The sequence below is a fragment of the Caballeronia mineralivorans PML1(12) genome (assembly GCF_001028175.1).
In the GTDB taxonomy this organism is placed as follows: domain Bacteria; phylum Pseudomonadota; class Gammaproteobacteria; order Burkholderiales; family Burkholderiaceae; genus Caballeronia; species Caballeronia mineralivorans.
Genome location: NZ_AEJF01000236.1, coordinates 1 through 26,349 on the forward strand (window position 1 = coordinate 1; position 26,349 = coordinate 26,349).

The following is a 26,349-nucleotide window of genomic DNA, read 5'->3' on the forward strand; positions in this document are numbered from 1 at the left end:
CCCGGTGCGGCGGCCGTTGCGCGCCCCTCGAAACAATGAGGACGATCTGAAATATGGTAATTGCACGAAGTCTGCGCGCGCTCGATTGGCTGAACTTCTTCGTCGCGAATGTGCAGACCGGCTTTGGGCCGTTCATCGCTTCCTATCTCGCCGCGAACAAATGGACGCAAGGCGAGATCGGGCTGATGCTGAGCGTCGGCACGATCAGCGCGATGGCGAGCCAGTTGCCGGCCGGCGCGCTCGTCGATGCGCTGCGTAACAAGAAAGGCGCCGCCGCCGCCGCGATCATCGCGATCATTGTGGCGGCGTTGTTGCTCGGTGCGAGCCCGACGTTTGTCGCGGTGTTCGCGGCCGAAGTACTGCACGGGTTTGCCAGTTGCATGCTCGTCCCCGCGATGGCCGCAATCTCGCTCGCCCTCGTCTCACGCGCCGATCTCGGCAACCGGCTCGGGCGCAATGCGCGCTGGGCATCGATAGGCAGTGCGCTCACAGCCGCGTTGATGGGCGTGTTCGGGGAGTACCTGTCGCTGCGTTCGGTGTTTTTCCTGACCGCGGCACTCGCGCTGCCCGCGCTCGTCGCGCTGAACATGATCCATCACGAGATGGCGCCCGTCGTGCCGCGCATGAAAAAAGCCGCGGCGAAAGCGGGGGCGAGCATCGCTGAAGCGGTAAGCGCGGCTGGAGCCGAACGGCCCGAGAGCCTGCGCGATCTGGTGCGCGATCCGCGGCTGCTGACCTTCGCGGCGTGCGTGGTGCTGTTCCACTTGTCGAATGCGGCGATGCTCAACCTCGCCGCCGGCGAAGTTACCGCGCACATGGGCGACAACGTTCAACTCGTAATTGCCGCGTGCATCATCGTGCCGCAGTTCATCGTGGCGGGGTTGTCGCCGTGGGTCGGACGGCAAGCGCAAAACTGGGGACGGCGCCCGGTGCTGATCCTTGGCTTCGCAGCGTTGCCGTTACGCGCGTTGTTGTTCGCGGCCGTGAGCAGCGCGAGCAGCCCTTATCTGCTGGTGCCGGTGCAGATGCTCGACGGTATCAGCGCCGCCGTATTCGGCGTGATGCTGCCGCTGATCGCCGCCGACGTGGCCGGCGGCAAGGGCCGGTACAACTTGTGTATAGGATTCTTCGGGCTGGCAGCGGGCGTTGGGGCGACGCTGAGCACGGCTATCGCCGGGTTCGTGGCAGACAAGTTCGGCGTGAACACCAGTTTCTTTGGACTCGCCGCCGCGGGTGCGCTCGCCGTGGCGCTGGTATGGCTCGCCATGCCGGAGACACGCGACGCCGCCGCGAATGAGGAAGCCGCCAAGGAAAAGGAAGCAACGCCCGCAGCGTGAGCCAAAAGTTGAACGCGCTGGCTTCAGCCCAGCGCGTGCTCATGCTGCAAGACCACCTGCGACGTCAGCCACGCATCGATTTGCTCGTCTGAAAAACCATATTCGCCCAGCACGCCGATCGTGTGTTCGCCCAGCATGGGCGGCGGCATGCGAACCGAACCTTCGGTCATCTCGCTCATCCTGATCGCGCTCGCCACCTGCTTCAACTGGCCTATCGTGCTGTGCGCCACTTCTTCGACCAGCCCACAGTGGACAACCTGAGGATCGGCGAATACGTCTTCCAGGTTATTGATGGGACCGGCCGGAATGCCGAGCCTTCTCAATTCGCCAGTCCACTCGGCGCGAGTCCGCGTACGCAGTTTTGTATCGATAACCTCCTTGAGCGCCTCGCGGTGCTGCATGCGCTGCTCGTTGGTCACGAAACGCGGATCGGCCATGATGTGTTCGAGCCCAAGCAGTTCGCAGAGCTTGACCCACATGTCCGGCGTACCCGGCGCCAGATTCAGCGCACCGTCCTGCGCCTCGAAAACCCCATACGGCGCAATCACCGGATGATGATTACCGGTCGGCTCGGGTATCTCGCCGGCGCTCAGAAAACGCTGGCCCTGAACGCCCAGCATGGCTACGAGCCCCGACAGCAGCGAACTCTCGACGCGCTGTCCGCGGTTGGTCACTTGACGTGAGAGCAGAGCGGCGAGGACGCCCATTGCGGTCCACATTCCGGCGGTCATGTCGCCGATCGCAATGCCCACGCGCGTGGGTCCGGCCTCGGGCATGCCGGTGAGGCTCATGAGACCCGAGTACCCTTGCGCGACCTGATCGAAGCCGGGCCAGTTTGCGGCCGGACCGGAGCGGCCGTAGCCTGTGATGTTTCCATAGACGAGCCGCGGATTAAGCGCCGATAGCGTCTCATAACCCAGCCCCATGCTCTCCATCGTGCCCGTCTTGAAGTTTTCCAGGACCACGTCGGCGGTGCTGGCCATGTTGCGCAGTAAATCGAGCGCAGCGGGTTTGCGAAAATCCACCGCGATGCCGCGCTTGTTGCGATTGCACGAAAGGTAGTAAGCGCTGATCCCGCCGGCAAAAGGTCCCCAGGTCCTAACCATGTCGCCGCTTGGCGCGGGCTCCACCTTGATGACGTCGGCCCCGAGATCGCCGAGGATCATCGAACAAAAAGGACCCGCGAGCGCGCGTGTCAAATCCAGCACCTTGACTCCCTGCAACGGCAATGCCATGTCCCCTCCGTATATCTGCTTGCGGCGGCGCTGGCTTCGATAATGTTTTTATCAACCAGCGCACGCTTGGAGCGGACACGATAGACGGCCGCCGTGCAGATGAAAAATACGGATTGACGATGGTTCAATCACATTGCGCTATGGAGTCTTCTGGAACGTGCGTGCCCGGAGAGACGCTCAGGCTTCGTCCAGTGCGGGCAGACTGCGGGCACCGGGCCATGCGCCCGGTGCGAGGCGGCGTTGTACGTCCTGAATGATCAGCGACTGAACGATTTCGCCCGCCGGTGTGAGCGGCAACGATTCCGCATGGCACAGCCACAGATCCCGCTGCCATTCGTCGCCGTCAAGCGGTGTTGCTATCAATCGCCCTGCTGTTACCTGTTCGTGCACGGCGGACCAGGGCAGCACAGTTGCCCCCACGCCTCTCTCGACCCATGAAACCAGCATGGAAGTAGCGTTGACGACAGCAACAAGGTTGTAGTCGAGCCGCGCTGCCGCGAAAGCCCGGTCGAGTTTCGTCCGGACGATATTCGGCGGACTGATGAGCACCAGCGGCAGGCGCGCCAGTTCGGCAAGGCTGCACGTGGGTCCTATGTCCGCCATGTCGGGATGACGTATGAGGAACAACTGCTCGTTGAGCAAGGGCGTGCGTATCAGTCCGCGAACCGGCTGATCGAGGACGACGATCGCAAGATCGACCCGGCCGAGCAAAACGAGTCCGTGCAATTCCGACGACGAGCTCTCGGTCAGCTCCAGGATGATGCCCGGGTAGCGGTCGCGCAGCTCCTGCACGACATCGATCGCAATCAGATGCGCGGTGCTGTGCGGCATGCCGACCGCGACCGTCCCGTTCGGCTGGCGCGCATGCTGCGAGAGCAGCAACTTCGTGTTGTCGGCCTGACGCACAAGCCCCTTCGCATGCCGGTAAAGCAACTCTCCCGACGGCGTCACCTTCACGCCCTGGACGCTGCGGCTGAACAGGCGCACGCCCAGCTCCTCTTCAAGATTCTTGATATGCAGGCTCAGCGCGGGCTGCGCGATACACAAGGTTTCGGCCGCCCGCGTAATGCTCCCCGACTCGACGATCGACAGGAAATACCTCAACTGCTTCAGGTCCATCGATCACTCTCCTGGCTTTATCGTCCATAACAAAAACACTATGGATGGATCGTAATTCAATATTTCCACGATGTCGCGCCTGCCGCTTATATTGCCCTTGGGCCCATGGAAGGGGCGTCCCTTCGCCGCTTGCCAAGGACCCGATAAAAATAGCCAAGGAGACAGGAGTGAACTCATCGAGTCGCGCCATCGGCGAAACGCTGCCGCGTAAAACGACGCTCAATCGCGAGCAGATCATTGGTTTCTGGGCGGCATGGTCGGGCTGGACGCTCGATGGCATGGACTCCGTAATCTTTGCGCTCGTGCTCGTTCCGGCGTTGAAGGAATTGCTGCCGTTGTCGGGATTTGCCGCGACGCCGAGCGTGATCGGCCTGGCCGGATCGCTGATGTTCGCGTTGTTCCTGGTCGGCTGGGGTTTCTCGTACATCTGGGGGCCGCTTGCGGACCGCTTCGGCCGCGTGCGGGTACTCGCGGCCACGACCGTGTTCTATGCGGTTTTTACCGGGCTCGCGGCTATTTCGCATAACGTCTGGGAGCTCGCGATCTTTCGCTTTCTCGCGGGCGTCGGCGTTGGCGGCGAATGGGCGCTCGCGGGCACCTATGTTGCGGAAGCTTGGCCCGAGGACCGGCGGCGTGCGGGTGCGGGTTATCTTCAAACGGGCTATTACGCGGGATTTTTCCTGGCCTCGGCGCTCAACTATACGATCGGCACGCGCTATGGCTGGCGTGTCATGTTCCTGTGCGGCTTGTTCCCTGTCGTGGTCGCGCTGTACACCATGCTCAAAGTCCGTGAACCACGCAAATGGCAACGCACGCACGGGGACGCGCCCGCTGCCGTGCCCAGCAAACGGCCTTTACGCGATATTTTCTCGCGGCCGTACCGCCAGCGAACCATCGTCAATTCGGTTCTCGTGACCATCGCCATTCTTGGGCTCTGGGGCGGCTCGATCTATCTGCCGACAGCGGTTATCCAGTTGGCGGAGAGGCAAGGAATCGATGCCATCACCGCGATCAAACTGGCCTCCGCGACGACCGCTATTTTTTCGATTGGTACGATCATCGGCTGCCTGGTGTTGCCGTTCCTGGCTGACCGATTTGGCCGCCGTCCGACGCTTGCCGCCTACTATGCGACGGCGGCACTGTTCCTGGTTGCAGGATTTGGCTGGGCGTTCTACCTTCAGGCAGGGCTCGTTCCGTTCATGATCCTGGCGTTTTTCATCGGCCTGGGCGGCGGTAACGCGGCCATGTACGCGTTATGGTTGCCCGAGCAGTATCCGACCTCGATCCGCGCAACTGCGTTTGCTTTTTCGACATCGATCGGGCGGTTTTTCGCGGCGGGCGTCAGTCTGTGCCTGGGCGTCGCAGTGAATCATTTTGGAACGCTGGGCGTACCGGTTGCGCTGACCGCGTCGTTGTTTATTGTTGGAATCATTACGTTGCGATGGGCCATGGAGACACGGGGCGCGCCTTTGCCCGATTGATCGATATTCATGGTTTGCCAGTATGCAACTCAGAACTTACTTTCGATACGAGACATGACGAATACCAGCATGGCCCACGGTTTTTCCTGTTCGCGGCACGAAGGCGTCGTCACGATCCAGCTCACACGTGTGGAACAACATAACCGCATTGATCCCGCCGACCTTGCCGGGCTCAGGGAAACGATCGCGTTAATTGCAAGCGATGAAACTGCCATAGCGCTGGTGATAACCGGAACCGGTGCGGTCACGTTCAGTTCGGGCTATACCTTGTCGGCGCTGGCAGAAGGCAATATAGACGATTCGTTCGAGAGCTTTTTGAACGAACTCGAGGCGTGCCCGGTGCCCACTGTCTGCGCGCTCAACGGCAGCGTCTATGGCGGTGCGACGGACCTTGCGTTGTGCTGCGATGTCAGGATCGGCGTTGAAGGGTCGCGCATGTTCATGCCGGCGGCGCGCATCGGCTTGCATTACTACCCGGACGGCATGCGTCGATACGTCCGCGAGTTGGGACTGGCTCAGGCGAAACGGCTCTTCCTCACCGGTATGACGATGGACGCGCCCGAGATGCTGCGCATCGGCTTCCTGACGGAGCTCGTCAAACCCGAAGAGCTGGTGGCGCGCACGGCGGAATATGTCGATGCACTTCGCGCATGTGAGTCCAACGTCGTACGGTCAATGAAGCGTCAACTGACCGCGATCGCGGAGGGCGATGCATCGAAAGCCACCGATAGAACCGCCTACGAGCGTTCGCTTCAGAGTCCGGTCATCGCTCAACGCATCAAGCAACGCCGGAGCTAAATCATTGCAACGGTTTCAGCATTCCCAGCAACGTCGGAATCAACTCGCTGACGGTCGGATGAATATGCATCGCGCGTTGCAGCGTGGTGTACGGCGCGTCGGCATTCATGATGTCGATGAAGGTATGGATGGCTTCATCGGCTTCTATACCAAGCATCGCGGCGCCAAGTATCTTCTTCGTTCCGGCATCGACCAGCACCTTCATGAAACCGTCGGTCTCGCCGCGTTCTCGTGCCCGGCCGACGCGCGACATCGGCATGGTGGCGATCAGTGCGGGCCGGCCGTCGCGGCGCACGTCGGTCTCGCTCAACCCCGCGCGCGCGAACGGCGGATCGACAAAAACTGCATAGCACATGATGCGTGAATCCACGCTGCGCGTTTCGCCATCGACCACATTCGACGCGATGATTTCATAATCGTTGTACGACGTATGCGTGAACGCGCCGCGGCCGTTGACATCGCCAAGCGCCCAGATGCCGTCGGTTTTCGTGCGAAGCTCGCCGTCCACATCGATCAAGCCGTGCTTGTTCAACACGATGCCCGCTTGGTCCAGCCCCAGGTCATCCGTATTCGGCGTGCGTCCGGTCGCGAACAACAAATGCGAGGCATCGATGCTCTTCTGATCTTTCAACATGATCCGAACGCCCTTGCCCGCCGGTTCGACCTTCGACGTCTCCGTGTTGAACAAAAACTCCACCCCCTCCCGCGACAGGACCTTCTGAATCTGTTCAGCGAAGTCCTTATCCTCGCGCGCGAGCACACGATCGCCTCTGACAAGCATGCTCACGCGGCTGCCGAAACGCCGGAACATCTGCGCGAATTCCAGCGCGATATAACTCCCGCCGACAATTGCCAGATGCTCCGGCAATTCGGTCAATTCGAGGATGGTGGAATTCGTAAGATGTGAAATGCTCGCCAGCCCGTCGATATCCGGCACGGTCGCGCGTGTTCCCGTGTTGATGAAGATCGCGTCAGCATCCAACTCGTGTTGCTGGCCGTCGTGGCCCTGCACGCTGATGGAATGCGCGCCCGTGAACCGGGCGTGACCGTTGAGCACCGTCACGCCCGGCGTGCTGCGCAACCACTTCTCCACGCCGTTGCGGGACCCTGCAATCACCTCGTCCTTACGCGCCTTGACCCGCGCCAGATCCACTCGCACCTCGCCTTCCACGATCACGCCGTACTCGCCTGCATGACGCGCGACATGCGCCGCACGGGCGCTCGCCACGTAGGTCTTGGTCGGCGTGCAACCCACGTTCACGCAGGTTCCCCCGAACAGATGCCGCTCGATCACGGCCGTGCGCTTGCCGCTCTCGGCGAGCTTGACGCCTAGCGGGCCACCGCCTTGTCCTGTGCCGATCACGATGGCGTCGAAGTGTTGTGACATGCGAGTCTCCCCAGTGAAATGTCAGACCGGATCAATGCGGATCAGTGAACAAACGTTGCGTTTTCGCATGGTAGCTCGCCATGGGCCATCGCGCTGCACGACACGCCGGTCGTTCAGTGCGTTTTTCGCATGCACGGGTCGAGATTTAATCGCTTGTGGCCGAGTGTCGCGCCGATAAAACTACCGCCATTCACGTCGCGGACGGCCGCGACGCTTCACCTTCCCTGGCAATCACGATGCGCACCTACCGTAATTTCATCGACGGCCGTTTTGTCGAGCCGCAATCCGATTCTTTCGCCGAAGTCGATAATCCCGCCACGTCGGCCATCATCGCGCGCGTCACGCTGGCCTCGCAGAACGACGCGCTGAGCGCGGTCGAAGCCGCATCGCGTGCACAAAAGAAGTGGCGTGCGCTGACGGCTATTGAACGGGGCGAGCATCTGCGCCGTTTCGCCGATGCAATTGTTGAACGCGCGCCGCAGATTGGCGCAGCGCTCGCGCTGGAGTCCGGCAAGAGCGTAGCCGATTCGGAGAACGAAGCTCGCTACGCTGCGGATATCACGCGTTTTCACGCGGAATGGGCGCGCAGGATTGAAGGCGAACTCATCCCCAGCGATACCCCGAACGAAAACCTCGTCCTGCATCGCGAGCCGATTGGTGTCGTGGCTTGTCTGATTCCGTTCAACTACCCCGTCTACACGCTGCTGCGCAAGGTTGCGCCCGCGTTGATCACGGGTAATGCGGTTGTCGTGCGGCCGAGCAATAACACGCCGGCGTCCGCCTTCGAAATCGCCGAGGCAGCGCTGCAAGCGGGCATGCCCGCAGGCATTTTCAATGTCCTGGCAATGGACCACGCGACCGCGGGCACCGTCTGCACGCATCCCGCAGTGGGAATGATTACGCTGACCGGCAGCGTGAGCGCGGGGCGCATCGTGCTGGATTATTGCAAGGCGAATATCGCCAAGCCTTCGCTCGAACTCGGCGGCAAGGCGCCCGCGATCATCGAACCCGATGCCGATCTTGAGGCGGCAGCGAGCGCCATCGTGGCGTCGAAGACAACACATTGCGGGCAATTGTGCACCGCGATGGAACGCGTCTACGTCCACGCCAGCGTGCACGATCGTTTCGTGGAACTGTTGCGCACGAAGATGCATGCGGTGAGTTTCGGCGACCGTGCGCAAGACGCATCGAAGATGGGTCCGCTTGTCAGTCGCTCGGCTCAACGCAACATTCACGCAATGGTCGAACGCGCCATCGCCGAAGGTGCAACGGTCGCCACCGGCGGTACCTCGCCCGACGGTCCAGGCTATTTCTATCCGCCAACGCTGCTGGTCAATTGCCGCCACGACATGGAAATCGTGCGTGAGGAAATCTTCGGGCCGGTGCTGCCGGTGATCTCGTACGACACGCTCGACGACGCCCTCGCCATGGCGAACGATCATCAATACGGCTTGTCTTCGGTGCTTTACACCGAGAACTATCGCACGGCAATGCGCGTGGCCAACGAGATCGAAGCCGGCGAACTGTATGTGAACCGCACGCCCGCCGATCCGTACCAGGGCTTTCACGCAGGCTGGAAACGCTCCGGCCTCGGCGGCGATGACGGCAAGCACGGCATGCTCGAATTCACGCAGACGCGTCTTGTCATCATGAAGTACTGAGACCTCAACACTCACTCGCACATCTATAAAAACGGCGTTCCTGGCGAACAGCCGAAGGAGACTCATTGTGGAAAAAACCCTGACCGGCATCACGTCGCCAATCGCCGATACGACTCGCCCGCAGCGATACATGCAGCTTCTGCTGCTGGTGATTGCCGCTGGCGCGATCTATCCGCTGCTGTATTTGCGTCAGGTCTACCAGACCCCGATGCTCGAGTTTTTTCACATCGACAATAGCCAGCTCGGCTACCTGTATTCGATCCTCGGCACCGTTTTTCTGATCAGCTATTTGCCGAGCGGCTGGCTTGCCGACCGCATCGCGCCTCGTTTCCTGATCTGCTTTTCATTAATCGCAACCGGTGCGCTTGGCCTCGTTTATTCGACGGCGCCCAGTTTCCCCATCCTGTTCGCCGTGTTCTGCTGTTGGGGTTTGACGACCGGCCTGACGTTCTGGGCCTCGATCCTGAAGCGCGTGAAGACCATCGCTGCGCACGACGAACAAGGCCGTTTCTTCGGCTTGCTCGACGGCGGACGCGGGTTGATCGAAGCGTTGCTCGCGACTGTCGCGCTGGTGATCTTCGCGACCGCCACGGAGAAACATGGCCTCCCGACGAACATCGGTTTCCGCTACGTTGTCTACCTGTATTCGGGCGTCTGTATCGGGCTCGGATTGTTGATGGCGCTGGTGAAGGAACCGCCCACGACAAAGGAGGAACGACAGCAAGCAGCAGACAAGCTCACGCAGCACCATTCGCTGTGGAGCGATCTCGTCACGCTGATGCGCATTCCGCAACTGTGGCTGATGGCGGCTATCGTGTTCTGCGGGTATCAGATCTTCTGGGCAACCTATAGCTTCTCTGCTTATCTGCAAGTCGGCGACCTGAAGATGACCGTGGTGATGGCCGGTACACTCACCACGCTCAAGCTGTGGATGCGGCCGATTGGCGGCATTGGCGGTGGATATCTCGGCGATCGTTTCTCCACGCTCGGCGTCCTGACCAGCGCATTATTTCTCGCCGCACTCGGGCTCGTGGCGCTAGTCGTGCTGCCCACGTTCGGGCATCTCAATCCGCGTGCGGGCGTCGCGATGATCGCCGTGGTCGTGCTGCTGATCGGCATTCTGACTTACGCGATTCGCGGCCTCTACTGGTCGCTGCTCGACGAGTGCGGCATTCCGCTGCGCATCACCGGGCTTGCAATCGGTCTGGTCTCGCTGATCGGTTATTCTCCCGATGTGTTCCTGCCGCTCGTGAACGGCTGGACTACTGAGCATTTCCCCGGCCTTCTTGGCTACCAGTTCTACTTCTCCTACATCGCTGCGATCAGCGTGATTGGCGGCGTGGCTGCCATGGCACTGAAGTGCATGCGCAAGACCGTTGCAAAGGATGCCCTCCAATGAAAATCGTCTCTCTCGAAACGCATTTCGTAGCTGTGCCGCCGCCGCATCTGGGCGGCATGTACTGGATCTTCGTGAAGCTGAAAACGGCTTGCGGAATTGAAGGCGTGGGCGAAATCTATTCGGCGACGTTTCATCCGAAAGCGATGGCGCACATCATTGACGACGTGTTCGCACGGTATCTGCAAGACCACGATCCGCACCACGTAGAGCGCTTTTTCCGCGAAGCGTATTCGAGCGGCTTTACGCAACGCCCCGACCTCACGATGATGGGCGTCGTCAGCGGCCTCGAAATGGCGTGCTGGGACATCATCGGCAAGGCAGCAGACAAGCCGGTGTACGAACTGCTTGGCGGTTTGGTTAACGAACGGCTGCGCTCGTACACGTATCTGTATCCGAAGAACGCAGCGGGTGAGTACGACTACGACGACGTCGATCTCGCTGCCAAATGCGCCGTGCGCAACGCGGACCTCGGCTTCACCGCGGTGAAATTCGATCCGGCCGGTCCGTACACCGCGTACTCGGGCCATCAGCTTTCGCTCGATGTACTCGAACGCTGCGAGACCTTCTGCAAGCGCATTCGCGAAGCAGTCGGCAATCGATGCGACCTGCTGTTCGGCACGCATGGTCAGATGGTGCCGTCGTCGGCCATTCGCCTCGCTCAACGCCTCGAAAAATACGATCCGCTATGGTTTGAAGAACCCGTTCCTCCCGGTCAGGAAGATGCCATGGCGCAAGTCGCGCGGCATACCAGCATTCCGATAGCAGCCGGTGAACGCCTGACTACCAAGTACGAATTTTTCAAACTGCTGCAATCGGGTGCGGCATCGATTCTTCAATTGAACGTCGCGCGTTGTGGTGGCCTGCTCGAAGCCAAGAAGATTGCCTCGCTTGCTGAAGTCTACTACGCACAGATCGCACCGCATCTCTACAACGGACCGATCGGCGCGGCCGCGAGCATCCAGCTGGCCGCGTGCACGCCCAATTTCCTGATCCAGGAAAGCATCGGCACCTGGGACGGTTTTCATGCGCAGGTGCTGAAAACGCCGATTCAGTGGGAAGACGGTTACATCATTCCGTCGAAAGCGCCGGGACTCGGCGTGGAGCTGAACATGGATGTCGTGCGCGCGCATTCCCCTTACACCGGCGAACGTTTGCACTTGCAGATGGCGTCAAAGCCCGCCGACGTCCGGGATTCTTCTCCGGCCAAAGGCTGAGGGCAAGTGAAACACATGACTTACGACTACATCATCGTTGGCGCCGGATCGGCAGGCTGCATTCTTGCCGAGCGTTTGTCCGCATCAGGACAATACTCCGTGCTCGTACTCGAAGCGGGCGGCAAGGCCGATTCGTTCTGGTTCAAGATTCCGGTCGGCTTTGCGAAGACCTACTACGATCCGGGCTGCAACTGGATGTATTACACCGAGCCGGAAGCGGAGCTCGCGAATCGCAAGATCTACGCGCCGCGCGGCAAGGTACAAGGCGGCTCGGGCTCCATCAACGCGATGATCTACGTGCGCGGCGCGCCCCGCGACTTCGACGACTGGGCCGCTGCGGGCAACTCAGGCTGGTCGTACAGGGACGTGCTGCCGTATTTCCGCAAGCTGGAAACACATGAGGCCGGCAACACCGCCATGCACGGTGCCAGTGGCCCGATTCACGTGACATCGATGAAACGCGGCATTCACGCCATCACGCGGCATTTCCTCGATGCCTGCGATGAAATGGGCATTCCGCGCAATGACGACTTCAACGGCGAACAGATCGAAGGCGTTGGCGTGTACGACGTGAACACGCACAAGGGTCAGCGTGCATCGAGCAATGTGGCCTATCTTGAACCGGCGTTGAAGCGCTCGAACGTGCATATCGAGCATCACGCGCCGACCTCGCGCGTGCTTTTCGATGGTCTGCGCGCAACGGGGGTCGAGGTATCGCAGAACGGTGTGCAACGAAGCTTCCACGCTACGCGCGAAGTGCTTTTGTGCGCCGGTGCAGTCGATACCCCGAAGCTGCTGCAACTCTCCGGCGTCGGTCCGAAAGAACTGCTTGCGCGCCACGGCATTTCGCTCGTGCACGCGCTGCCGGCTGTCGGCCAGAACCTGCAGGACCATTTGTGCGCCAGCTACTACTATCGTGCGAACATGCCGACGCTGAACGGCGACTTCGGCTCGCTGCTGGGCAAGTTGAAACTGGGTCTGCAGTATCTGCTGACGCGCAAGGGGCCGCTCGCGATGAGCGTGAATCAGGCCGGTGGTTTCTTCAACACCGACCCCGCCAGCCCGCTTGCCAACATGCAGCTTTATTTCAATCCGTTGTCGTACCGGATTCCGAAGTCGAGTCGCTCGCAGCTCACGCCCGAGCCGTACCCCGGCTTCCTGCTCGCGTTCAACCCGTGCCGCCCGACGAGCCGCGGATCGATCGAGATTGCATCGGCGAATGCTAAGGATGCCGCGTTGATTCACGCCAACTACCTGAGCACGCAGAAGGATATCGATGAAGTGATTCAGGGCAGCCGCCTGATCCGCGCGATCATGCAGGCACCGGCATTGCGCGCGGTGACGGTGGAAGAAACGCTGCCGGGCGCATCCGTGGTTCCCGACGGCGACGATGCCGCCATGCTGCAATATTTCCGCGACAACAGCGGCTCGATCTACCACCTGTGCGGTTCGTGCGCGATGGGCCCGGACCCGCAAACCGCCGTAGTCGATAGTCGTCTGCGCGTGCATGGCTTGCAGTCGTTGCGTATTGTCGATGCCTCCATTTTCCCGAACGTCACGTCGGGCAACATCAATGCGCCGGTGATGATGGTGGCGGAAAAAGCTGCGCAGATGATTCTCGACGACGCCACCGCGCCATCCTTCGTTCAACGCGAAATGCTTGCAGCCGCTTCGGCCTGAAGCCACTGCTGGAAAAGCCGCTGCGTCCCGCTTGCACGCTGCTCGGGACGCAGCACGAACCAGTAGGATTGCCGCCCTTCCACCTCCACGTCCAGCACCTGGCGCAATTGCCCGGAGGCCAGTTCGGCCGCAATCATGTGGCGATCAGCGATGGTGATGCCCATGCCGTCGATGGCCGCTTGTATCGACAGATCGAGCAAGTCGAACTCATGGCCGCCGTCCGTATCCACGCCTTCAATACGCGCTGCGTCCAGCCAGTGCTGCCACGTGAGGTAACGCTGATCTTCGCCCGAAAGAATATGCAGCAGGGTTGCGCGGTTTAGATCGACCGGCGCGCCCACGCCTTCACGATCCAGCAGCGCAGGCGACGCCACTGCAATATGGCGCTCGTGCATCAGCAAGGTACTTTCGAGATTGCTCCATTCGCCATCGCCGAAACGGACCGCGCAGTCGAGCCGGTTCGAATCCGTGATGCCGTCGTCCGCGCGCGTCGTGATGCTCAGATCCAGTTGCGGGAATGCTTCGCGCAGACGTCCGAGACGCGGCACCAGCCAGCGCGCGGCGAACGTCGGCGGGACGTTGATGCGCAGGCGGTTGACGTCGTTGTTCTGGCTGATGGCGCGCACCGTCAGTTCTATCTTGTCGAACGATTGTTGCAGCGCACGCAGCAGCAAGCGGCCGCTGGGCGTCAGGACAAGATGCTGGTGGCGACGTGAAAACAGCGTCTCGCCGAGTTGCTCCTCCAGTTGCCTGACCTGCCGGCTCACGGCACTTTGCGTGACGTTGAGCAGCTCGGCTGCACGGGTAAAGCTGCCGGTCGTGCCGGCCGCCTCGAAAGCTTTGAGCGCATTCAGCGCGGGCATTTTGCGTTTCACGGTGTTCTGGACGGTTCGTTGGCTCGCGACGTGCCAATGGCGCGGCGAGCAGGTGCGCGCGTGATTCTACGCAGCCGATAGCGCGGACTGGGCGAACTGGGGCTCCCGCGCCGGGCCGGCGTCATTCAGGCGCATCATTGTGCCCGAGCCAGAACGTCGTGCGGGTGGCCGGTGCACTCCGCTGCTTCACGGTTGGCGCAGGAAGCTCCTACCGTTGCACGCCGCGAAAATCCATTCGTCAGCCGGCGTCGTATGCGGAACGCCTCGCGCAACAAAACAGGGTTCAATGACGCTAAAAGACACATTCATCTCAGGCCGCACGATAATCTGTTGCAGCCACTGTCCACTCGTTATCAACCGCTGCCAATCATGACTCACCTCGTCTTCGTCTGCGGTCACGCAGGCACCGGCAAGACCTCGCTGGCAAAACGCCTGATCGGGCCGTTGATGCGCGCAACCGGCGAGCCGTTCTGCCTGCTCGACAAGGACACGCTCTACGGCCACTACAGCGCCGCGGTGATGGACGTACTGACTCACGACCCGCACGATCGCGACAGCCCGCTCTATCTCAAGCATCTGCGCGATCCGGAATACCGGAGCCTTATCGATACCGCACGCGACAATCTCGAACTTGGTATCGGCGCGTTGATCGTCGCGCCGCTATCGCGGGAAATACGCGATGGCCTGCTCTTCAATCGTGCGTGGCTGGGCATCAGTGACGATGTGACGATCCGGGTAGTCTGGGTGCACGTCACGGAGGATGTGGCGCACGCGCGTATCGCCGCGCGCAATGATCCGGGCGATGCGTACAAGCTCACGCATTGGGACGAATACCGGCAGCGGCGCTTCGTCCCGGACGCCAAAGCAAGCCGCGATTTGCTGATGTTCGATAACGACGCGCCCTCGCCGGAAGCATTCGACGAACTGCTCGGCCGGATCGTGCAGAAGTGACGTGAAAGGCGACGTGACACCCATGCCTTTGCGCTATAAAAAAAGCCGTTCCGCAACGCAGCGGAACGGCTTCATCCAGACAATTTTTTTATTTAGTCTCTCAGGCAGCTAGCAGCGATGTTCAGCCCAAACCGGGCGATCAAGCCGCTTCAAGTTGTCTCACGGCTGCAAGTGTGCTCGCGCCTTCGTACAACCGCCCGAACCGGTTCGCCAAAAACGCTTCCAGCGGTACCTGTTCCTGACGAATAAACCCGCTCTGCGGCAACACGCCTTCGCGGAACAGATCGAGCTCCGCGCAGATCGCGCCGGCAGTCGTGATCTGGATGGCGCTCATCGGCACACCACATACGGTCTTCGCGAAAATCTTGCGCGTGAATACATCTTGCACGAGACGGCCATCGCGCATCCCCGTCGCCGTAACAAACACCAGCACCACGTCCTGCGCTGTAGCCGGCACCGCACGCCGCAACATCGCCTTCAACCCGTCGCGATCAGTCGACATGCGCAGGTCGTCGAGAAGAAACTTCATCAGTTCGCGATGCCCCGGATAACGCACCGACTTGTAATCCAGCGCCTCCACCTTGCCGGCGAGCGTCTCGCACAAGGTGCCAAGACCACCCGACGTATTGAACGCCTCGTACTCGGTGCCATCGAGCGAAAAATGCTCCAGTCCCTCCAGCGGCTGCACCCATTGCGCCCTGCCGTCGCGGATAGCCTCGCACGGCTGGCAATACTCGTTGATCAGACCATCAATGCTCCACGTCAGGTTGTATTTCAACGCGTTGGTCGGAAACTCAGGCAAGGCACCCACACGCATCTTGATCTCGCGGACCTCGGCGAAGCGCTTCGCCAGGTCGTGTGCCACGATGCCGATGAATCCCGGCGCCAGCCCGCATTGCGGCATGAACGCGTGCGTGGAGTCGTCAGCGATCTCGCGGATCGCATGCGTCGCGCGCACGTCCTCGGTCAGGTCGAAGTAATGCACGCCGGCTGCTTTCGCCGCCGTTGCCACAGTCACGGCAAGGTAATACGGCATCGCGTTGATGAGTGCATCGAAACCTTGCAGCGCGAGTCGCAATGCATTGGCATCGGCGGAATCGACACGGCGGGTGGGGATACCCTGCGCTTCAAGCAACGCGAGCGCCTGGGTATCGCGGTCGAAAGCGACCACGTCGTAGTCGCCGGTTTCACGCAGCAAGTGAGCGATGCTCTGGCCAATCAGGCCGGCGCCGATGAGGGCTATTTTCATGTTTATCTCCTTGATGGGCGGTCGGTAAGCAATCTCCGACCACCAGTTTAGGAGCGCATGAATATTGATAACAGACACAAAATGATGCTAATCGACTACTGATCTCGACGTTTTGACGACTCCATGCGACAAAATGTCCAAAACTGCTCGATTTGCTCCTCAACCCATGCCACCGCGATCGACCTTACGCGCAAGAATGATCGATGTCGTCGTGCGTTCGACACCCTCCAGGCCGCCGATTTCATCGAGCAGATCGTTCAGCCGGTCGGGCGAGTCGGCGCGCAGCCACGCGACGTAGTCGAACTCGCCGCTCACCGCGCAGAGCAGTTGCATTTCGGGCATCCTGGCGAAGCGTTTCTGCACGTCGCGACCATACTTCGGCGCCAGCTTGATGCCCACGTAGGCCTGAATGCTGGCATCGAGCACGTCTTGCCCAAGCCGCACGCCATAACCCGCGATCACGCCGGTTTTTTCCAGCCGCGCGAGCCGGGCGATGACCGTCGTGCGTGCAATGCCGAGCTGGCGCGCAAGCTCAGAGACGCTTTCACGAGCGTTCACCTGCAACGACGCGACGAGGTTCCGGTCGATGTTGTCGAGCTGATCGAGGCGCGGCGGTCGCATGAGACATGATCCTTTTGTTGGGGATTCGTTTGAAGCAGTGAAAGTACTGCAAGCGGCAAGAAAGCCATTAAAACACGAGTGCATCAAGCTGCGTCCGTCACCGCGGGTTGGTTAAACTCCTGACGCTGCGCACCCGGTTTGGCTCCTTCAAGGCGTTTTTTTCCATACGTATCGGTTGTAAGCAGTTGTGGCAACTGAAGCAGCGCTGCGCGCTATCGTGATATTAATAGCGGCGTCGGCCAAACAGCGCACGTGGTCTTTCCCGTGTATTGCTTGCCCCTTCTCAATGGACCCAAGGTGTCACCCATGAAAAAAACACTCGTTGCACTGGCTGCCTCGCTGGCTCTTTCCACGGCGTTCGCCCAATCGTCCGCTCCTGCCGCTACGACTGCACCAGCAGGTGCATCGGCGCCGGACACGGCACGTGGCCAGGCACGCGAAGCACGCGTCGAGCAACGCATTTCGGACCTGCACGCGAAGCTCAAGATCACCCCGGCTCAGGACGAGCAATGGAACAAGTTCGCCGACGTGATGCGCGACAACGGCCACACGATGGGTGAGTTGTACCGTCAACGCATGGCGCTGGGCACGGACACGAGCGCGCTCGACGACATGAAGCAGTACGCACAGATCACGCAAGCGCAGGCGGACGGCACCAAGCGTCTGGTCGATGCCTTCGAGCCGCTTTACGCGAGTCTTTCGCCCGAGCAGAAGAAACTCGCCGACGCAAGCTTCCACCAGTCGGCTAAACGCTCGGAGCATAAGGGCCACGGGGCGCATCGCAAGGCGCCGGACGCGGCGGACGGCGCATCGGCAACCAAGCCGTAAGCTTCAGGTAACGGCTTGATTTGGTTTGACCCGGTCGTTTGACGCAGTGGTTTGACTTAGTGGCTTGAAACAGGCGCCCGCATCGTGGTTTCGATGCGGGCGCTTTCACATTGCGGTATGCACAACACGGGGCTTGGCGTTACGATCGCGGATTCTCAATGCTTCCATGACATGCGCATGACACCGATCAGTCTCACCCGCCTCGACCTCACCTCCGATCCAGCCGCGCGTCGCGTGGTGAAAGACGAGACCGTCACCGTCGAGTTCGCGCGGGAAGCCGGCTCGCTGATGAGTCTGGAAGGCCCGAATCGCTACGGCCCCGGCGACGCGTTGATCACCGGCGCCACCGGCGAACGCTGGGTGGTATCGCGGGATCGGTTCGATGCGAAGTACGTGGCGCACGACGGTGTCGCGCATGGCGATGCCGGTGCGTACCGGAACGTGCCCGTCGCCGTCCTCGCAAAGCAAATGCAAGAAGCATTTTCAATCGCGCGTTCGGAAGCCGGCGATGTGCTTCACGGCGAAGCGGACGACTGGGTCATGCAATACGCGCCGGGCGATTACGGCGTGGTGAAGGCAGCGCGTTTCGCGAAGGTTTACAAAGCGTTGTAACGCCCCGGCCTCACGCAAAGTCCTCGCCGATATCGATCTCCACCGTGCGCGGCACCGTTTCCCCGTTGGCGTACATCTCCTCGAGCGAACCGAGCGTGGCTTCCACATAGGCACGCAGTACCGCATAACTGCGCGCGTGCAACCGCGGCGGCATCGCCCGGTAACGCGCGAGCGCGGCGGGATCGAAGCGGATGTCGATGGCGATACGGCGTGCCGTCGCCCCGAAGCGCATCGCCACATAATGAATCACGAGCGAAAGCTGGCCGTCGTCGCCGGGGCGTTCGGCGAATTGCGTCTGCTCCGGGAACAGGTCGCTGACCACGCGCGCCAGCAATTCGATATCCGCGCTCGGGCAGTCGTATTGATATTCGTCATCCATGTCAGTCTCCGGCCTTCACACGCGCCGCGCGATTCGCGGCTGTCGACACGCCGAGAAAATACCGGCGCAGCGCACGCATCACGATCAGGCCGAACACGAGATACACGGCATCGGCGGCGAGCAGCGGAATCAAACGCGCCTGATACAGCGCAATGGGCATCGCGATCAGCGCGTGCGCGACGATCATGAAAGGCAGCGTGAACCGGAAACGCTCGCGCAACATATGCCACATCGCCACCGAAAAGCCGATCTGAAACACGAACGCTGCCGCCCGCTCGACCAGGAACAACCCGGCGGATTCCGGCGTGAGACTGCCGAGCACTGCGTGCAGCCGCAGCAGCGATTCGGCTGGCACGCTCGTGAAATATTGATCAAGCATGCCGCGATCGGCAAGCATGGCGTAGAGGATCCACTGCAGTTGCACCAGTACGCCAACGAGCCACGCTTCCGCACCGCCGTGCCCAATCCCGTAGCCGAGTGCCGTACCCGGGCGCTGCAATGAAGCGGGATCGCGCCTGATCAGCCATTTCATGCCGACGAAGCGCCCGACTTCCTCGCAAATGCCCGTGGCAAGCGCGCCATAGATCACAAAAATGGCGGGATTCATCAGCAAGCCGACCGTCGTGGCATTGCTCAGAACGAGCCCGTGCAGGCCACGTTCGATCACCATCGAAAACAGCGCAAACACTGCGATCCCGACAATCACGTCGCGCCGTTCGAAGCCATAACGCGGCTTCATCCTGCGATACAACCAGATGGGCAACGCGGCGATCAGCAGCGTCGCGAGGGTGAGGAAGACCAGCGTCAAAGCACTTACCATTAATTAAATTTCCCTGGAACTAGGTACCGCCATTATTCGTCGACGCCGACGTCGATGCCCGCACGATGAGTTCGCCCGGCAGCAGGCATTCTCGCGCCGCCACGCCCGCGCCTTCTATGCGCTCGTGCAGGAACTCGACGGCGCGCTCGCCTATGTTATAGGTCGGCTGGCGCACCGTCGTCATGCCGTCAAGCTCGGCCCACTCGGAGTCGTCGATACTCATCAGCGCCACGCGCCGCTGCCAGTCGACGCCGTGACGATCCTTCATGTGCAGCGCGACCCGCAATGCTACCGGTGCGTTCGCCGCGAACAGCGCCACGCGGCGGTTCTGACTCTGCGCCGCGCTGATACGCGCATCGATTTCCGCGAGGTTTTCGTCATTATCCAGATCGAGCACGATCGTGACGCCAGAAATGCCGAGCGCGCCGATAGTGTCACGAAACGCCGCCTCGCGCACGCGTCGCGAACTGACCTGCGCGTACGGCTGGACGACAAACAGCAGCTCGTCGAAACCCTGGCTCACGAGATGACGGATCGCCATCCGTACTGCTTCGGGATTGTCCAGCCCGACCATATCGGCGACGAGCCCCTCGACCGCGCGGTCCACCAGTACCACCGGAACGCCGCCGCGAGCGAGCGTTTCCAGGGTCTCCTCCTTCACGCCGAGCGCGTTCACGATCACGCCTTCCACGCGATACGTTGTCAGTAATTGCAGGTAGCGCCGCTCCAGATCGACCTCGTTCGCCGCGTGGCAGATCAGCGGCATATAACCATACGCGTGACAGGCGGCTTCCACGCCCTGCAGCACCTCGACCGAATACGGATTCGTCAAGTCCGCGACCAGCATCCCGACCAGCCGGTTGCGGCCGCGTTTCAACCCGCGCGCCATCTGGTTCGGCCGGTAATCGAGCTTCGCGATCGCTTCTTCTATGCGTTCGCGCAATTCGGTCGACAACACGCCCGTCTCGCCGTTCAGATAACGCGAAATGCTGGTCTTGCCAGTGCCGGCTTCACGGGCGACGTCGGTGATGGTCGCGCGCCGGTCATTCGAAAAGTTGTCTCTTGTCATGTTCTCGTTCGACACCCGATAAAAACAAAGCGCGCCAAGGCGCGCTTTGTACGATGCAGCGAGCTTGGCCTCAAGCCGCTCAGCGCTTCAATGCTTCCGGATTCACCATGTTGTTGGTGAGTGTGCCATTCAGCGCACCGATCAGGTTCTCGGCGGCGTTTTTGTTCATCGCGTGCCGGGTTTCGTGCGTGGCCGAGCCAATATGCGGCAGCGCCACCACGTTCTTCATCTTGAGCAACGGCGAGTCCGCAGAAAGCGGTTCTTTCACGAACACGTCGAGGCCCGCGCCGAGGATCGTACCGTTCTGCAAGGCTTCAATCAGCGCGTCTTCATCTACCGTCGGTCCACGCGACGCGTTGATCAGGATTGCGCTGCGCTTCATCGCCTTGAGCTGCGGTGCGCCGATCAGGTTACGTGTTTCGGCGGTCAGCGGCACTTGCAGCAGCACGAAATCGGAGGTCGCGAGCAGTTCCTCGAGATCGACTTTCTTCGCGCCGTAATCGCGTTCGGCCTGCGCGTTCGCGCTGCGGTTCGTGTACAGCACGTTCATGCGGAAACCGAGCGATGCGCGCCGCGCCACTGCCCCGCCAATGCGCCCCAGCCCGATGATACCCAGCGTCTTGCCCTGGACATCGACACCAAAACAGTCCTCACCGATGCTCTTCGTCCACTTGCCCGCCTTCACCCACTCCGCGAGTTCCACCACGCGGCGTGCGCTGGCCAGAATCAAAGCGAAGACCGTATCGGCCGTCGATTCCGTCAGCACGTCCGGCGTATTCGTGAGCAGGATGCCGCGGCGGTTCAGGTCGGCGATATCGAAGGCATCGAAACCCACCGATACCGTCGCCAGCGCCTTCAGCTTCGTCGCGCCCTCGAGCATGGCCGGCGTGATTTGCACGCTTGCGCCGATCGCGCCATCGGCATCTTTCAACGCGGCCACGAAGGCGTCGTGCCGCTTCGGGTCGACGGTCGTGACGTCCGCGTGTTCCTGCAGATACGCGAGCACGTCCGCGGGCAACGGCTTATACGCGACGATCTTCTTTTTCATCGAAACGAATCCTGTGGATCAAATGGAATGAGTGCCTCAAGCGCGTGTAGCGAGTTTGGCGACAGATGCGACCGGTTGCGGTTTCACGACCAGCGTCAGTATGACGGCGGCCACCAGCGCGGCGCTCATGAACACATACGATGCCGCCGGCGACCCCGTCGCACCGTTCAAATATCCGACCACGTACGAACCGACGAACGAGCCGAGCGCGCCCATGCTGTTGATCAGCGCCATCGCTCCGCCTGCAACGTTCTTCGGCAGCAATTCTGGCACGATCGCGAAGAACGGGCCGTAAGGCGCGTACATGGCGGCGCCCGCGATCACGAGCAGCGCATACGAGCCCCAGAAACTCGTCGACCCGAGCAAATACGATCCCGCGAACGCGAATGCGCCGATCAGCAGGAACGGCCATACGAACAGCTTGCGTCGCTCGAGTTTGTCCGATGCCCAGGACGCCGCGATCATCGCGATGGTCGCCGCGAGATACGGCACGGCCGACAGCCAGCCCGTCGCGACCATGCCGAACGTCGAGGCGTTCTTGAGGATCGACGGCAGCCACAGCACGAAGCCGTACACGCCGATGCTCCAGCAGAAATACTGCGCGGAGAGTTTCATCACCGCAGGCGACTTGAACGCCTCGCCATAGTTCTTGACCGGTTTGATGGCTGCTTGTTCCGCGCGCAGCGTGTTGTCCAGATCGCGTTTTTCCTGCTCGGACAGCCATTTGACCTGCTCTGGCTTGTCCTGCACGATAAACCACCAGATCACCGCCCAGATGATAGCCGGCACGCCCTCGACCACGAACATGTGGCGCCAGCCGAACGAATTGATCAGGTAACCCGAGACCACCGACATCCACAGCACCGTCACGGGATTGCCCAGGATCAGGAAAGTGTTGGCGCGCGATCGCTCCGACTTCGTGAACCAGTTGGAGATAAAGATCAACATCGCGGGCATCACGGCCGCTTCCACAATACCGAGCACGAAACGCAGCGCCATCAACGAAGGAATGTTGGTGACCACGCCGGTCAGCGCCGCGCAGCCGCCCCACAGGATCAGGCTCACGAACACGAGCTTCTTCACGCTGCGACGCTCGGCGTAGATCGCGCCGGGAATCTGGAAGAAGAAATAGCCGAGAAAGAACAAGGCGCCAATCAGCGATGCCAGCCCCTTGCTGATGCCGAGATCGTGATTGATACCGGCCGCCGAAGCGAAGCCGAAATTCGCACGGTCGAGATACGCGAGGCTATACGTGATGAACACGATCGGCATGATCGTCCACCAACGGCGCATTGCAAGCGTGGGTGTATTCGTATTGGCTTGTTGCATGATTGTCTCCGTCCTTGTCTCGTTTGCCCCACGGCTATCTCTGTCGCTATCTCTGTAGCTATAAAGGCGTTTTTACAGCGCGACGTTGATTGCCGCCGCGCCGGTTGCCAGCGTCCCGTTGCCGCCCGGTTGTTCCAGCGCATCGAGTTCCGCGCGGGTCGGGAGACCTTCGCTATCGCCGATCACCTGGATCGCCAGCGCGCCGATGCGGTTGCCCCGCGTAAGCGCATGCCGCACATCGCGGCCTTCCAGCAGCGCGCTCACCACGCCGACCGCGAAACCATCGCCGGCGCCGACCGTATCGACGACATTTTTCACAGTGATCGCCGGCACCGTGCCTTCTTCGTTGCTCGCGGTCCGAAAGTACGCGCCGTGGGCGCCGAGCTTGACCACCACGCCCTTGGCGCCCCGATCCAGATAAAAACGCGCGATGTCCTCGGGCTTCGTGAATCCCGTCAGGATCTTGCCTTCGCTCACGCCCGGCATCACCCAGTCGGCGTGCGCGGCCAGCGCGTTCAGCGCCTCAACCATCGCTTCTTGCGACGGCCAAAGCGTCGGCCGCAGGTTCGGATCGAAGGAGATGGTCTTGCCGGCCTTGCGCATTTCCTTCGCCATATGAAAGGCGAGCTCGCGCGAGGTCGCCGAAATGGCAGGCGCGACACCCGTCAGATGCAAATGGCGCGCGCCGAGCACGTAGTCCGCCACGTAGTCGTCGAGCGACAAATGGCTCGCCGCCGAGCCCTTGCGGAAATATTCGATCGCCGGATCGCTGCCGTCGTCATTCTTCGATTTCAGCTGGAAACCGGTCGGATAACGCTCGTCGATGGTGACGCAACTCGCGTCTATCCCTTCTTGCGCGAGCACGTCGAGTACGTATCGGCCGAACGAGTCGTGGCCCACACGGCTCATCCAGCCGACCCGGAAACCAAGTCGCGACAAGCCGATTGCGACGTTCAGGTCCGCGCCGGCCACGCGCTTCGTGAACTGGCCGATCTTCGCGAGATCGCCGGTCTCGGCCGCGACGAACAGCGTCATGGCTTCGCCGTAGGTCACGACATCGAGAGTGGTTTTCATAAGCGGTCCTTCGTCATTCATTGATAGGGGCATGCGGTGCGGGTGCGTTCTTTTGCTTTCAGGCTGAGGCAAGTTGTTTTACGTAGCGTGCGGCGTCGCTGGCAAGACTGGCTTGGTCGAACGGAAATTCGATGCCGCGCGGGACGTGGGCCGGCAAATAGGCTAATAACGCGGTGAAGTAAGAGTCATCAATCGCGGGCGCCGTCGCGAAACATCGCCCGTCTTCGCCCTCCACCGCTTTGCAATGTACGTAACCGACATATTTGGCCAGGCGCCGCGCCGCTTCGAGCGGATCTTGCTGCGCCCATTGCCAGTTGCCGGTGTCGAAGGTCATGGCGAGCGTGTGCGCGCGGGTTTCCAGCGCTTCGAACAAAGCGGAGAACGCATCGATTGTGCCGCCCGCTTTCAGTTGACCGTTCTCGACGACGACCTGCGCTTTGGAATTTCGGACACCGGCGATCAGGCGATCGAGCGTCACGGAATCCGTCGCCGTGCCGGTGCTTTCTGATCCACCGAGCTGGAATTTGACGATACGCGCACCGAGCGCAGCGGCTTCGTCCAGGGTTTGCTCCATCGCGCACTCATCGAGGGCGCCGGTATCGTCGAAAAGCATCGCGGGCGTCGAATAGACGGGCCACATGCCGCCCGCCCGGATTCTCTGACCGAGTTCGTATAGCGAAGCGGGTTGGGATTGAGTCTTATTGGAGAACAATTCGCGGCGCACTTCGAAACCCGCCGCACCGGCTTTTGCTGCGACCTCCACCCAGGCCGCGTGGCCGTCGCGGCGGATCGATTCCGCGCCAAATGCACTCGCCACGATAACCACCGGGACCTTCGCCCGAGTCCGGGCATTTTTGATCAAATTACCGAAATTAACCTGTTCCACCATCAAATTTGCCCTTAATCGATCAATGGAACCGGTTCCAAGATCAAATTTCAAAAAAGACGCGTGCTGCGTCGGGGGATTTGCGCATGATGCGCTGGAGGGTTGGGGGGCGCTATTCTGGAAATCCCTAGGGGGAGGGATTTTTGCTCGCGCCGGTGGACAGGGTTTTCGTTCGCACTCGGCGTTGGACGGGGTCTGCTGGCGCCCGTTGGGCTGGGTCTATGCCGGGTTGCTGCTTTCTGCGTCCGTGGCCGGTCTATGCTGGCTGTTCTCTTTATCACTATTAGCCACTGTGCGTGGCGGCACGTCACAGCCTAATCAGCGGTAGCCATCATTTTCCAACCCCATCCTCCACGCACAGCGCGTAAAACCTCGCCGCCGCCCGCGACGCCGCCGCCCCATGCGGCATCAGGATCGAAAACCGTCGCGTCAGCGGCTCCGGTGCGATCCGCATGCGCTGTAACGCGCCATCCTCGTGACGCATCGACATTGCCGAGACAAAACCAATACCCATCCCCGCCCGCACCGCTTCTTTCACGCCCTCCACGCCCGCAATTTCCAGCGCCACGCGCATCTGCACGCCCGCCCGGGCGCACGCGCGCTCAACCAACTGACGCACGCCCGAACCGGTCTCGCGCAAAACCAGCGGACTCGCGCACAACGCCTCCAGCGTCACCCCGCCCGAGGTTGCCGCCAATGGATGACCACTTGGCGCAATTGCCACGATTTCGTCCTCGCGCCACGGCGTGGCTTCGGTTCCCGGAGGTAAATCAGCACCCACCGGTCCCTCGATCATCGCAATATCCAGCGAACCAAGCGCAGCAACGATCTCAGTCGTATTGCCGTCGATGGTGTGAATCGCCACGTCCGGATACCGCCGATGAAACTCCGCAATCAGATAAGGCAACAAGTAACTGGCCGGTGTCGTGCTCGCTCCAATTCGCAGCGTGCCGCGCTCGAGCCCCCGTAACGCATCCCGGTACGCATACGCCTGGCCGAAGGTCTCGCGAATCCGCACTGCATAAACAGCGAGCTGTTCACCGGCAGTCGTCAGCCGGATGCCACGGCCATCGCGCTGGTACAAAGGCTCGCCGAATTCGTCCTGCAACTGGCGCAATTGCCCCGACACCGCGGGCTGCGATAAATGCAACGCGACCGCCGCACGGCTGATGTTGCTGTGCTCAGCAACAGTGGCGAAAGTTATAAGCTGATCGGGGGTCATGAGTATCAAATATCGTTTAGGCCGATAGTTTACATTCTAAATGACGATTTTTCATATCGATATATCCAGAATAGG

24 protein-coding genes are annotated in these 26,349 nt (G+C 61.0%); 10 read left to right on the forward strand and 14 right to left on the reverse strand.

The window, feature by feature from the left end; translation table 11 throughout:
• Positions 1-53: 53 nt before the first annotated feature.
• The gene (locus tag EOS_RS38785; protein WP_047897534.1) at positions 54-1,337 is read left to right on the forward strand and encodes an MFS transporter; all 1,284 of its coding nucleotides are present in this window, start codon (positions 54-56) and stop codon (positions 1,335-1,337) included.
• Positions 1,338-1,360: 23 nt separating this feature from the next.
• On the opposite strand, the gene EOS_RS38790 is transcribed toward EOS_RS38785, so the two are convergent.
• Together EOS_RS38790 and EOS_RS38795 are read right to left on the reverse strand one after the other, a co-directional pair.
• A complete protein-coding gene (locus EOS_RS38790; RefSeq protein ID WP_047897535.1) occupies positions 1,361-2,572 on the reverse strand; it encodes a CaiB/BaiF CoA transferase family protein in 1,212 nt (403 codons plus the stop codon).
• Between the two features lie 177 nt (positions 2,573-2,749).
• A complete protein-coding gene (locus EOS_RS38795; RefSeq protein WP_047897536.1) occupies positions 2,750-3,691 on the reverse strand; it encodes a LysR family transcriptional regulator in 942 nt (313 codons plus the stop codon).
• Positions 3,692-3,858: 167 nt separating this feature from the next.
• On the opposite strand from EOS_RS38795, the gene EOS_RS38800 reads away from it, so the two are divergent.
• Entirely contained in the window at positions 3,859-5,172 is a 1,314-nt protein-coding gene (locus tag EOS_RS38800) for an MFS transporter (RefSeq protein ID WP_047897537.1), read from the forward strand.
• Positions 5,173-5,226: 54 nt separating this feature from the next.
• The gene (locus EOS_RS38805) at positions 5,227-5,970 is read left to right on the forward strand and encodes an enoyl-CoA hydratase/isomerase family protein (protein ID WP_047897538.1); all 744 of its coding nucleotides are present in this window, start codon (positions 5,227-5,229) and stop codon (positions 5,968-5,970) included.
• 1 nt (position 5,971) lies between these two features.
• Here the strand turns inward: EOS_RS38805 and EOS_RS38810 are convergent, their stop codons facing one another.
• Complete coding sequence (locus tag EOS_RS38810) at positions 5,972-7,357, reverse strand: FAD-containing oxidoreductase (protein WP_047897539.1); 1,386 nt, start codon at positions 7,355-7,357, stop codon at positions 5,972-5,974.
• A gap of 236 nt (positions 7,358-7,593) precedes the next feature.
• Between EOS_RS38810 and aldA the strand changes: the two genes are divergently transcribed.
• The 4 genes from aldA to EOS_RS38830 all read left to right on the forward strand — a co-directional run bounded on the left by aldA (position 7,594) and on the right by EOS_RS38830 (position 13,311).
• Positions 7,594-9,018: an aldehyde dehydrogenase gene (gene aldA, locus EOS_RS38815; protein WP_047897540.1), complete on the forward strand. Its 1,425-nt coding sequence runs from the start codon at positions 7,594-7,596 to the stop codon at positions 9,016-9,018.
• Positions 9,019-9,148: 130 nt separating this feature from the next.
• Positions 9,149-10,417 (forward strand): MFS transporter, encoded by a 1,269-nt coding sequence (locus EOS_RS38820; protein ID WP_082163687.1) that lies wholly within the window; start codon positions 9,149-9,151, stop codon positions 10,415-10,417.
• On the forward strand, positions 10,414-11,631 hold the full coding sequence (locus tag EOS_RS38825) for a mandelate racemase/muconate lactonizing enzyme family protein (protein ID WP_047897542.1): 1,218 nt from the start codon (positions 10,414-10,416) through the stop codon (positions 11,629-11,631). Before EOS_RS38820 ends, EOS_RS38825 begins: the two co-directional genes overlap by 4 nt.
• A gap of 15 nt (positions 11,632-11,646) precedes the next feature.
• Complete coding sequence (locus EOS_RS38830; protein WP_047897543.1) at positions 11,647-13,311, forward strand: GMC family oxidoreductase; 1,665 nt, start codon at positions 11,647-11,649, stop codon at positions 13,309-13,311.
• Here the strand turns inward: EOS_RS38830 and EOS_RS38835 are convergent.
• Entirely contained in the window at positions 13,278-14,174 is an 897-nt protein-coding gene (locus EOS_RS38835) for a LysR substrate-binding domain-containing protein (RefSeq protein WP_160312572.1), read from the reverse strand. The genes EOS_RS38830 and EOS_RS38835 overlap by 34 nt on opposite strands.
• Positions 14,175-14,555: 381 nt before the next feature.
• Between EOS_RS38835 and EOS_RS38840 the strand changes: the two genes are divergently transcribed.
• Positions 14,556-15,137 (forward strand): AAA family ATPase, encoded by a 582-nt coding sequence (locus EOS_RS38840; protein ID WP_047897571.1) that lies wholly within the window; start codon positions 14,556-14,558, stop codon positions 15,135-15,137.
• A gap of 139 nt (positions 15,138-15,276) precedes the next feature.
• Here EOS_RS38840 and EOS_RS38845 read toward each other — a convergent pair whose 3' ends face one another.
• Both EOS_RS38845 and EOS_RS38850 read right to left on the reverse strand, forming a co-directional pair.
• A complete protein-coding gene (locus tag EOS_RS38845) occupies positions 15,277-16,386 on the reverse strand; it encodes a saccharopine dehydrogenase family protein (RefSeq protein ID WP_047897545.1) in 1,110 nt (369 codons plus the stop codon).
• A 159-nt stretch (positions 16,387-16,545) separates the two neighbouring features.
• Positions 16,546-17,007 (reverse strand): Lrp/AsnC family transcriptional regulator, encoded by a 462-nt coding sequence (locus EOS_RS38850; RefSeq protein WP_047897546.1) that lies wholly within the window; start codon positions 17,005-17,007, stop codon positions 16,546-16,548.
• A gap of 306 nt (positions 17,008-17,313) precedes the next feature.
• On the opposite strand from EOS_RS38850, the gene EOS_RS38855 reads away from it, so the two are divergent.
• Positions 17,314-17,835 (forward strand): Spy/CpxP family protein refolding chaperone, encoded by a 522-nt coding sequence (locus tag EOS_RS38855; protein WP_047897547.1) that lies wholly within the window; start codon positions 17,314-17,316, stop codon positions 17,833-17,835.
• A gap of 177 nt (positions 17,836-18,012) precedes the next feature.
• A complete protein-coding gene (locus tag EOS_RS38860) occupies positions 18,013-18,447 on the forward strand; it encodes a PGDYG domain-containing protein (protein WP_047897572.1) in 435 nt (144 codons plus the stop codon).
• Positions 18,448-18,457: 10 nt separating this feature from the next.
• Here EOS_RS38860 and EOS_RS38865 read toward each other — a convergent pair whose 3' ends face one another.
• The 8 genes from EOS_RS38865 to EOS_RS38900 form a co-directional block, all read right to left on the reverse strand.
• The gene (locus EOS_RS38865; protein ID WP_047897548.1) at positions 18,458-18,826 is read right to left on the reverse strand and encodes a DUF3022 domain-containing protein; all 369 of its coding nucleotides are present in this window, start codon (positions 18,824-18,826) and stop codon (positions 18,458-18,460) included.
• Between the two features lies 1 nt (position 18,827).
• Positions 18,828-19,646, reverse strand: coding sequence for a YhfC family intramembrane metalloprotease (locus EOS_RS38870; protein ID WP_047897549.1), 819 nt, complete (start codon positions 19,644-19,646; stop codon positions 18,828-18,830).
• A gap of 19 nt (positions 19,647-19,665) precedes the next feature.
• The gene (locus EOS_RS38875; protein ID WP_047897550.1) at positions 19,666-20,715 is read right to left on the reverse strand and encodes a LacI family DNA-binding transcriptional regulator; all 1,050 of its coding nucleotides are present in this window, start codon (positions 20,713-20,715) and stop codon (positions 19,666-19,668) included.
• Between the two features lie 79 nt (positions 20,716-20,794).
• The gene (locus EOS_RS38880; protein WP_047897551.1) at positions 20,795-21,763 is read right to left on the reverse strand and encodes an NAD(P)-dependent oxidoreductase; all 969 of its coding nucleotides are present in this window, start codon (positions 21,761-21,763) and stop codon (positions 20,795-20,797) included.
• A 36-nt stretch (positions 21,764-21,799) separates the two neighbouring features.
• Positions 21,800-23,092 carry an MFS transporter gene (locus EOS_RS38885; protein WP_047897552.1) on the reverse strand — a complete coding sequence of 431 codons (1,293 nt, stop codon included), beginning with the start codon at positions 23,090-23,092 and terminating at the stop codon, positions 21,800-21,802.
• Between the two features lie 72 nt (positions 23,093-23,164).
• Positions 23,165-24,166, reverse strand: a complete 1,002-nt coding sequence (locus EOS_RS38890) for a sugar kinase (RefSeq protein ID WP_047897553.1) — start codon at positions 24,164-24,166, stop codon at positions 23,165-23,167.
• A 58-nt stretch (positions 24,167-24,224) separates the two neighbouring features.
• Entirely contained in the window at positions 24,225-24,983 is a 759-nt protein-coding gene (locus EOS_RS38895; protein WP_235443105.1) for a sugar phosphate isomerase/epimerase family protein, read from the reverse strand.
• Between the two features lie 400 nt (positions 24,984-25,383).
• Complete coding sequence (locus EOS_RS38900; protein WP_047897555.1) at positions 25,384-26,274, reverse strand: LysR family transcriptional regulator; 891 nt, start codon at positions 26,272-26,274, stop codon at positions 25,384-25,386.
• Between the last annotated feature and the right edge of the window lie 75 nt (positions 26,275-26,349).

Coding starts and splice junctions, on each gene's coding strand:
- EOS_RS38880 (WP_047897551.1), bottom strand. CDS start 21,763: ATGAAAAAGAAGATCGTCGCGTATAAGCCGTTGCCCGCGGACGTGCTC.
- EOS_RS38840 (WP_047897571.1), top strand. CDS start 14,556: ATGACTCACCTCGTCTTCGTCTGCGGTCACGCAGGCACCGGCAAGACC.
- EOS_RS38885 (WP_047897552.1), bottom strand. CDS start 23,092: ATGCAACAAGCCAATACGAATACACCCACGCTTGCAATGCGCCGTTGG.
- EOS_RS38805 (WP_047897538.1), top strand. CDS start 5,227: ATGACGAATACCAGCATGGCCCACGGTTTTTCCTGTTCGCGGCACGAA.
- EOS_RS38870 (WP_047897549.1), bottom strand. CDS start 19,646: ATGGTAAGTGCTTTGACGCTGGTCTTCCTCACCCTCGCGACGCTGCTG.
- EOS_RS38785 (WP_047897534.1), top strand. CDS start 54: ATGGTAATTGCACGAAGTCTGCGCGCGCTCGATTGGCTGAACTTCTTC.
- aldA (WP_047897540.1), top strand. CDS start 7,594: ATGCGCACCTACCGTAATTTCATCGACGGCCGTTTTGTCGAGCCGCAA.
- EOS_RS38820 (WP_082163687.1), top strand. CDS start 9,149: ATGCAGCTTCTGCTGCTGGTGATTGCCGCTGGCGCGATCTATCCGCTG.
- EOS_RS38860 (WP_047897572.1), top strand. CDS start 18,013: ATGACACCGATCAGTCTCACCCGCCTCGACCTCACCTCCGATCCAGCC.
- EOS_RS38900 (WP_047897555.1), bottom strand. CDS start 26,274: ATGACCCCCGATCAGCTTATAACTTTCGCCACTGTTGCTGAGCACAGC.
- EOS_RS38865 (WP_047897548.1), bottom strand. CDS start 18,826: ATGGATGACGAATATCAATACGACTGCCCGAGCGCGGATATCGAATTG.
- EOS_RS38830 (WP_047897543.1), top strand. CDS start 11,647: ATGACTTACGACTACATCATCGTTGGCGCCGGATCGGCAGGCTGCATT.
- EOS_RS38875 (WP_047897550.1), bottom strand. CDS start 20,715: ATGACAAGAGACAACTTTTCGAATGACCGGCGCGCGACCATCACCGAC.
- EOS_RS38790 (WP_047897535.1), bottom strand. CDS start 2,572: ATGGCATTGCCGTTGCAGGGAGTCAAGGTGCTGGATTTGACACGCGCG.
- EOS_RS38890 (WP_047897553.1), bottom strand. CDS start 24,166: ATGAAAACCACTCTCGATGTCGTGACCTACGGCGAAGCCATGACGCTG.
- EOS_RS38835 (WP_160312572.1), bottom strand. CDS start 14,174: ATGCCCGCGCTGAATGCGCTCAAAGCTTTCGAGGCGGCCGGCACGACC.
- EOS_RS38825 (WP_047897542.1), top strand. CDS start 10,414: ATGAAAATCGTCTCTCTCGAAACGCATTTCGTAGCTGTGCCGCCGCCG.
- EOS_RS38795 (WP_047897536.1), bottom strand. CDS start 3,691: ATGGACCTGAAGCAGTTGAGGTATTTCCTGTCGATCGTCGAGTCGGGG.
- EOS_RS38845 (WP_047897545.1), bottom strand. CDS start 16,386: ATGAAAATAGCCCTCATCGGCGCCGGCCTGATTGGCCAGAGCATCGCT.
- EOS_RS38810 (WP_047897539.1), bottom strand. CDS start 7,357: ATGTCACAACACTTCGACGCCATCGTGATCGGCACAGGACAAGGCGGT.
- EOS_RS38850 (WP_047897546.1), bottom strand. CDS start 17,007: ATGCGACCGCCGCGCCTCGATCAGCTCGACAACATCGACCGGAACCTC.
- EOS_RS38855 (WP_047897547.1), top strand. CDS start 17,314: ATGAAAAAAACACTCGTTGCACTGGCTGCCTCGCTGGCTCTTTCCACG.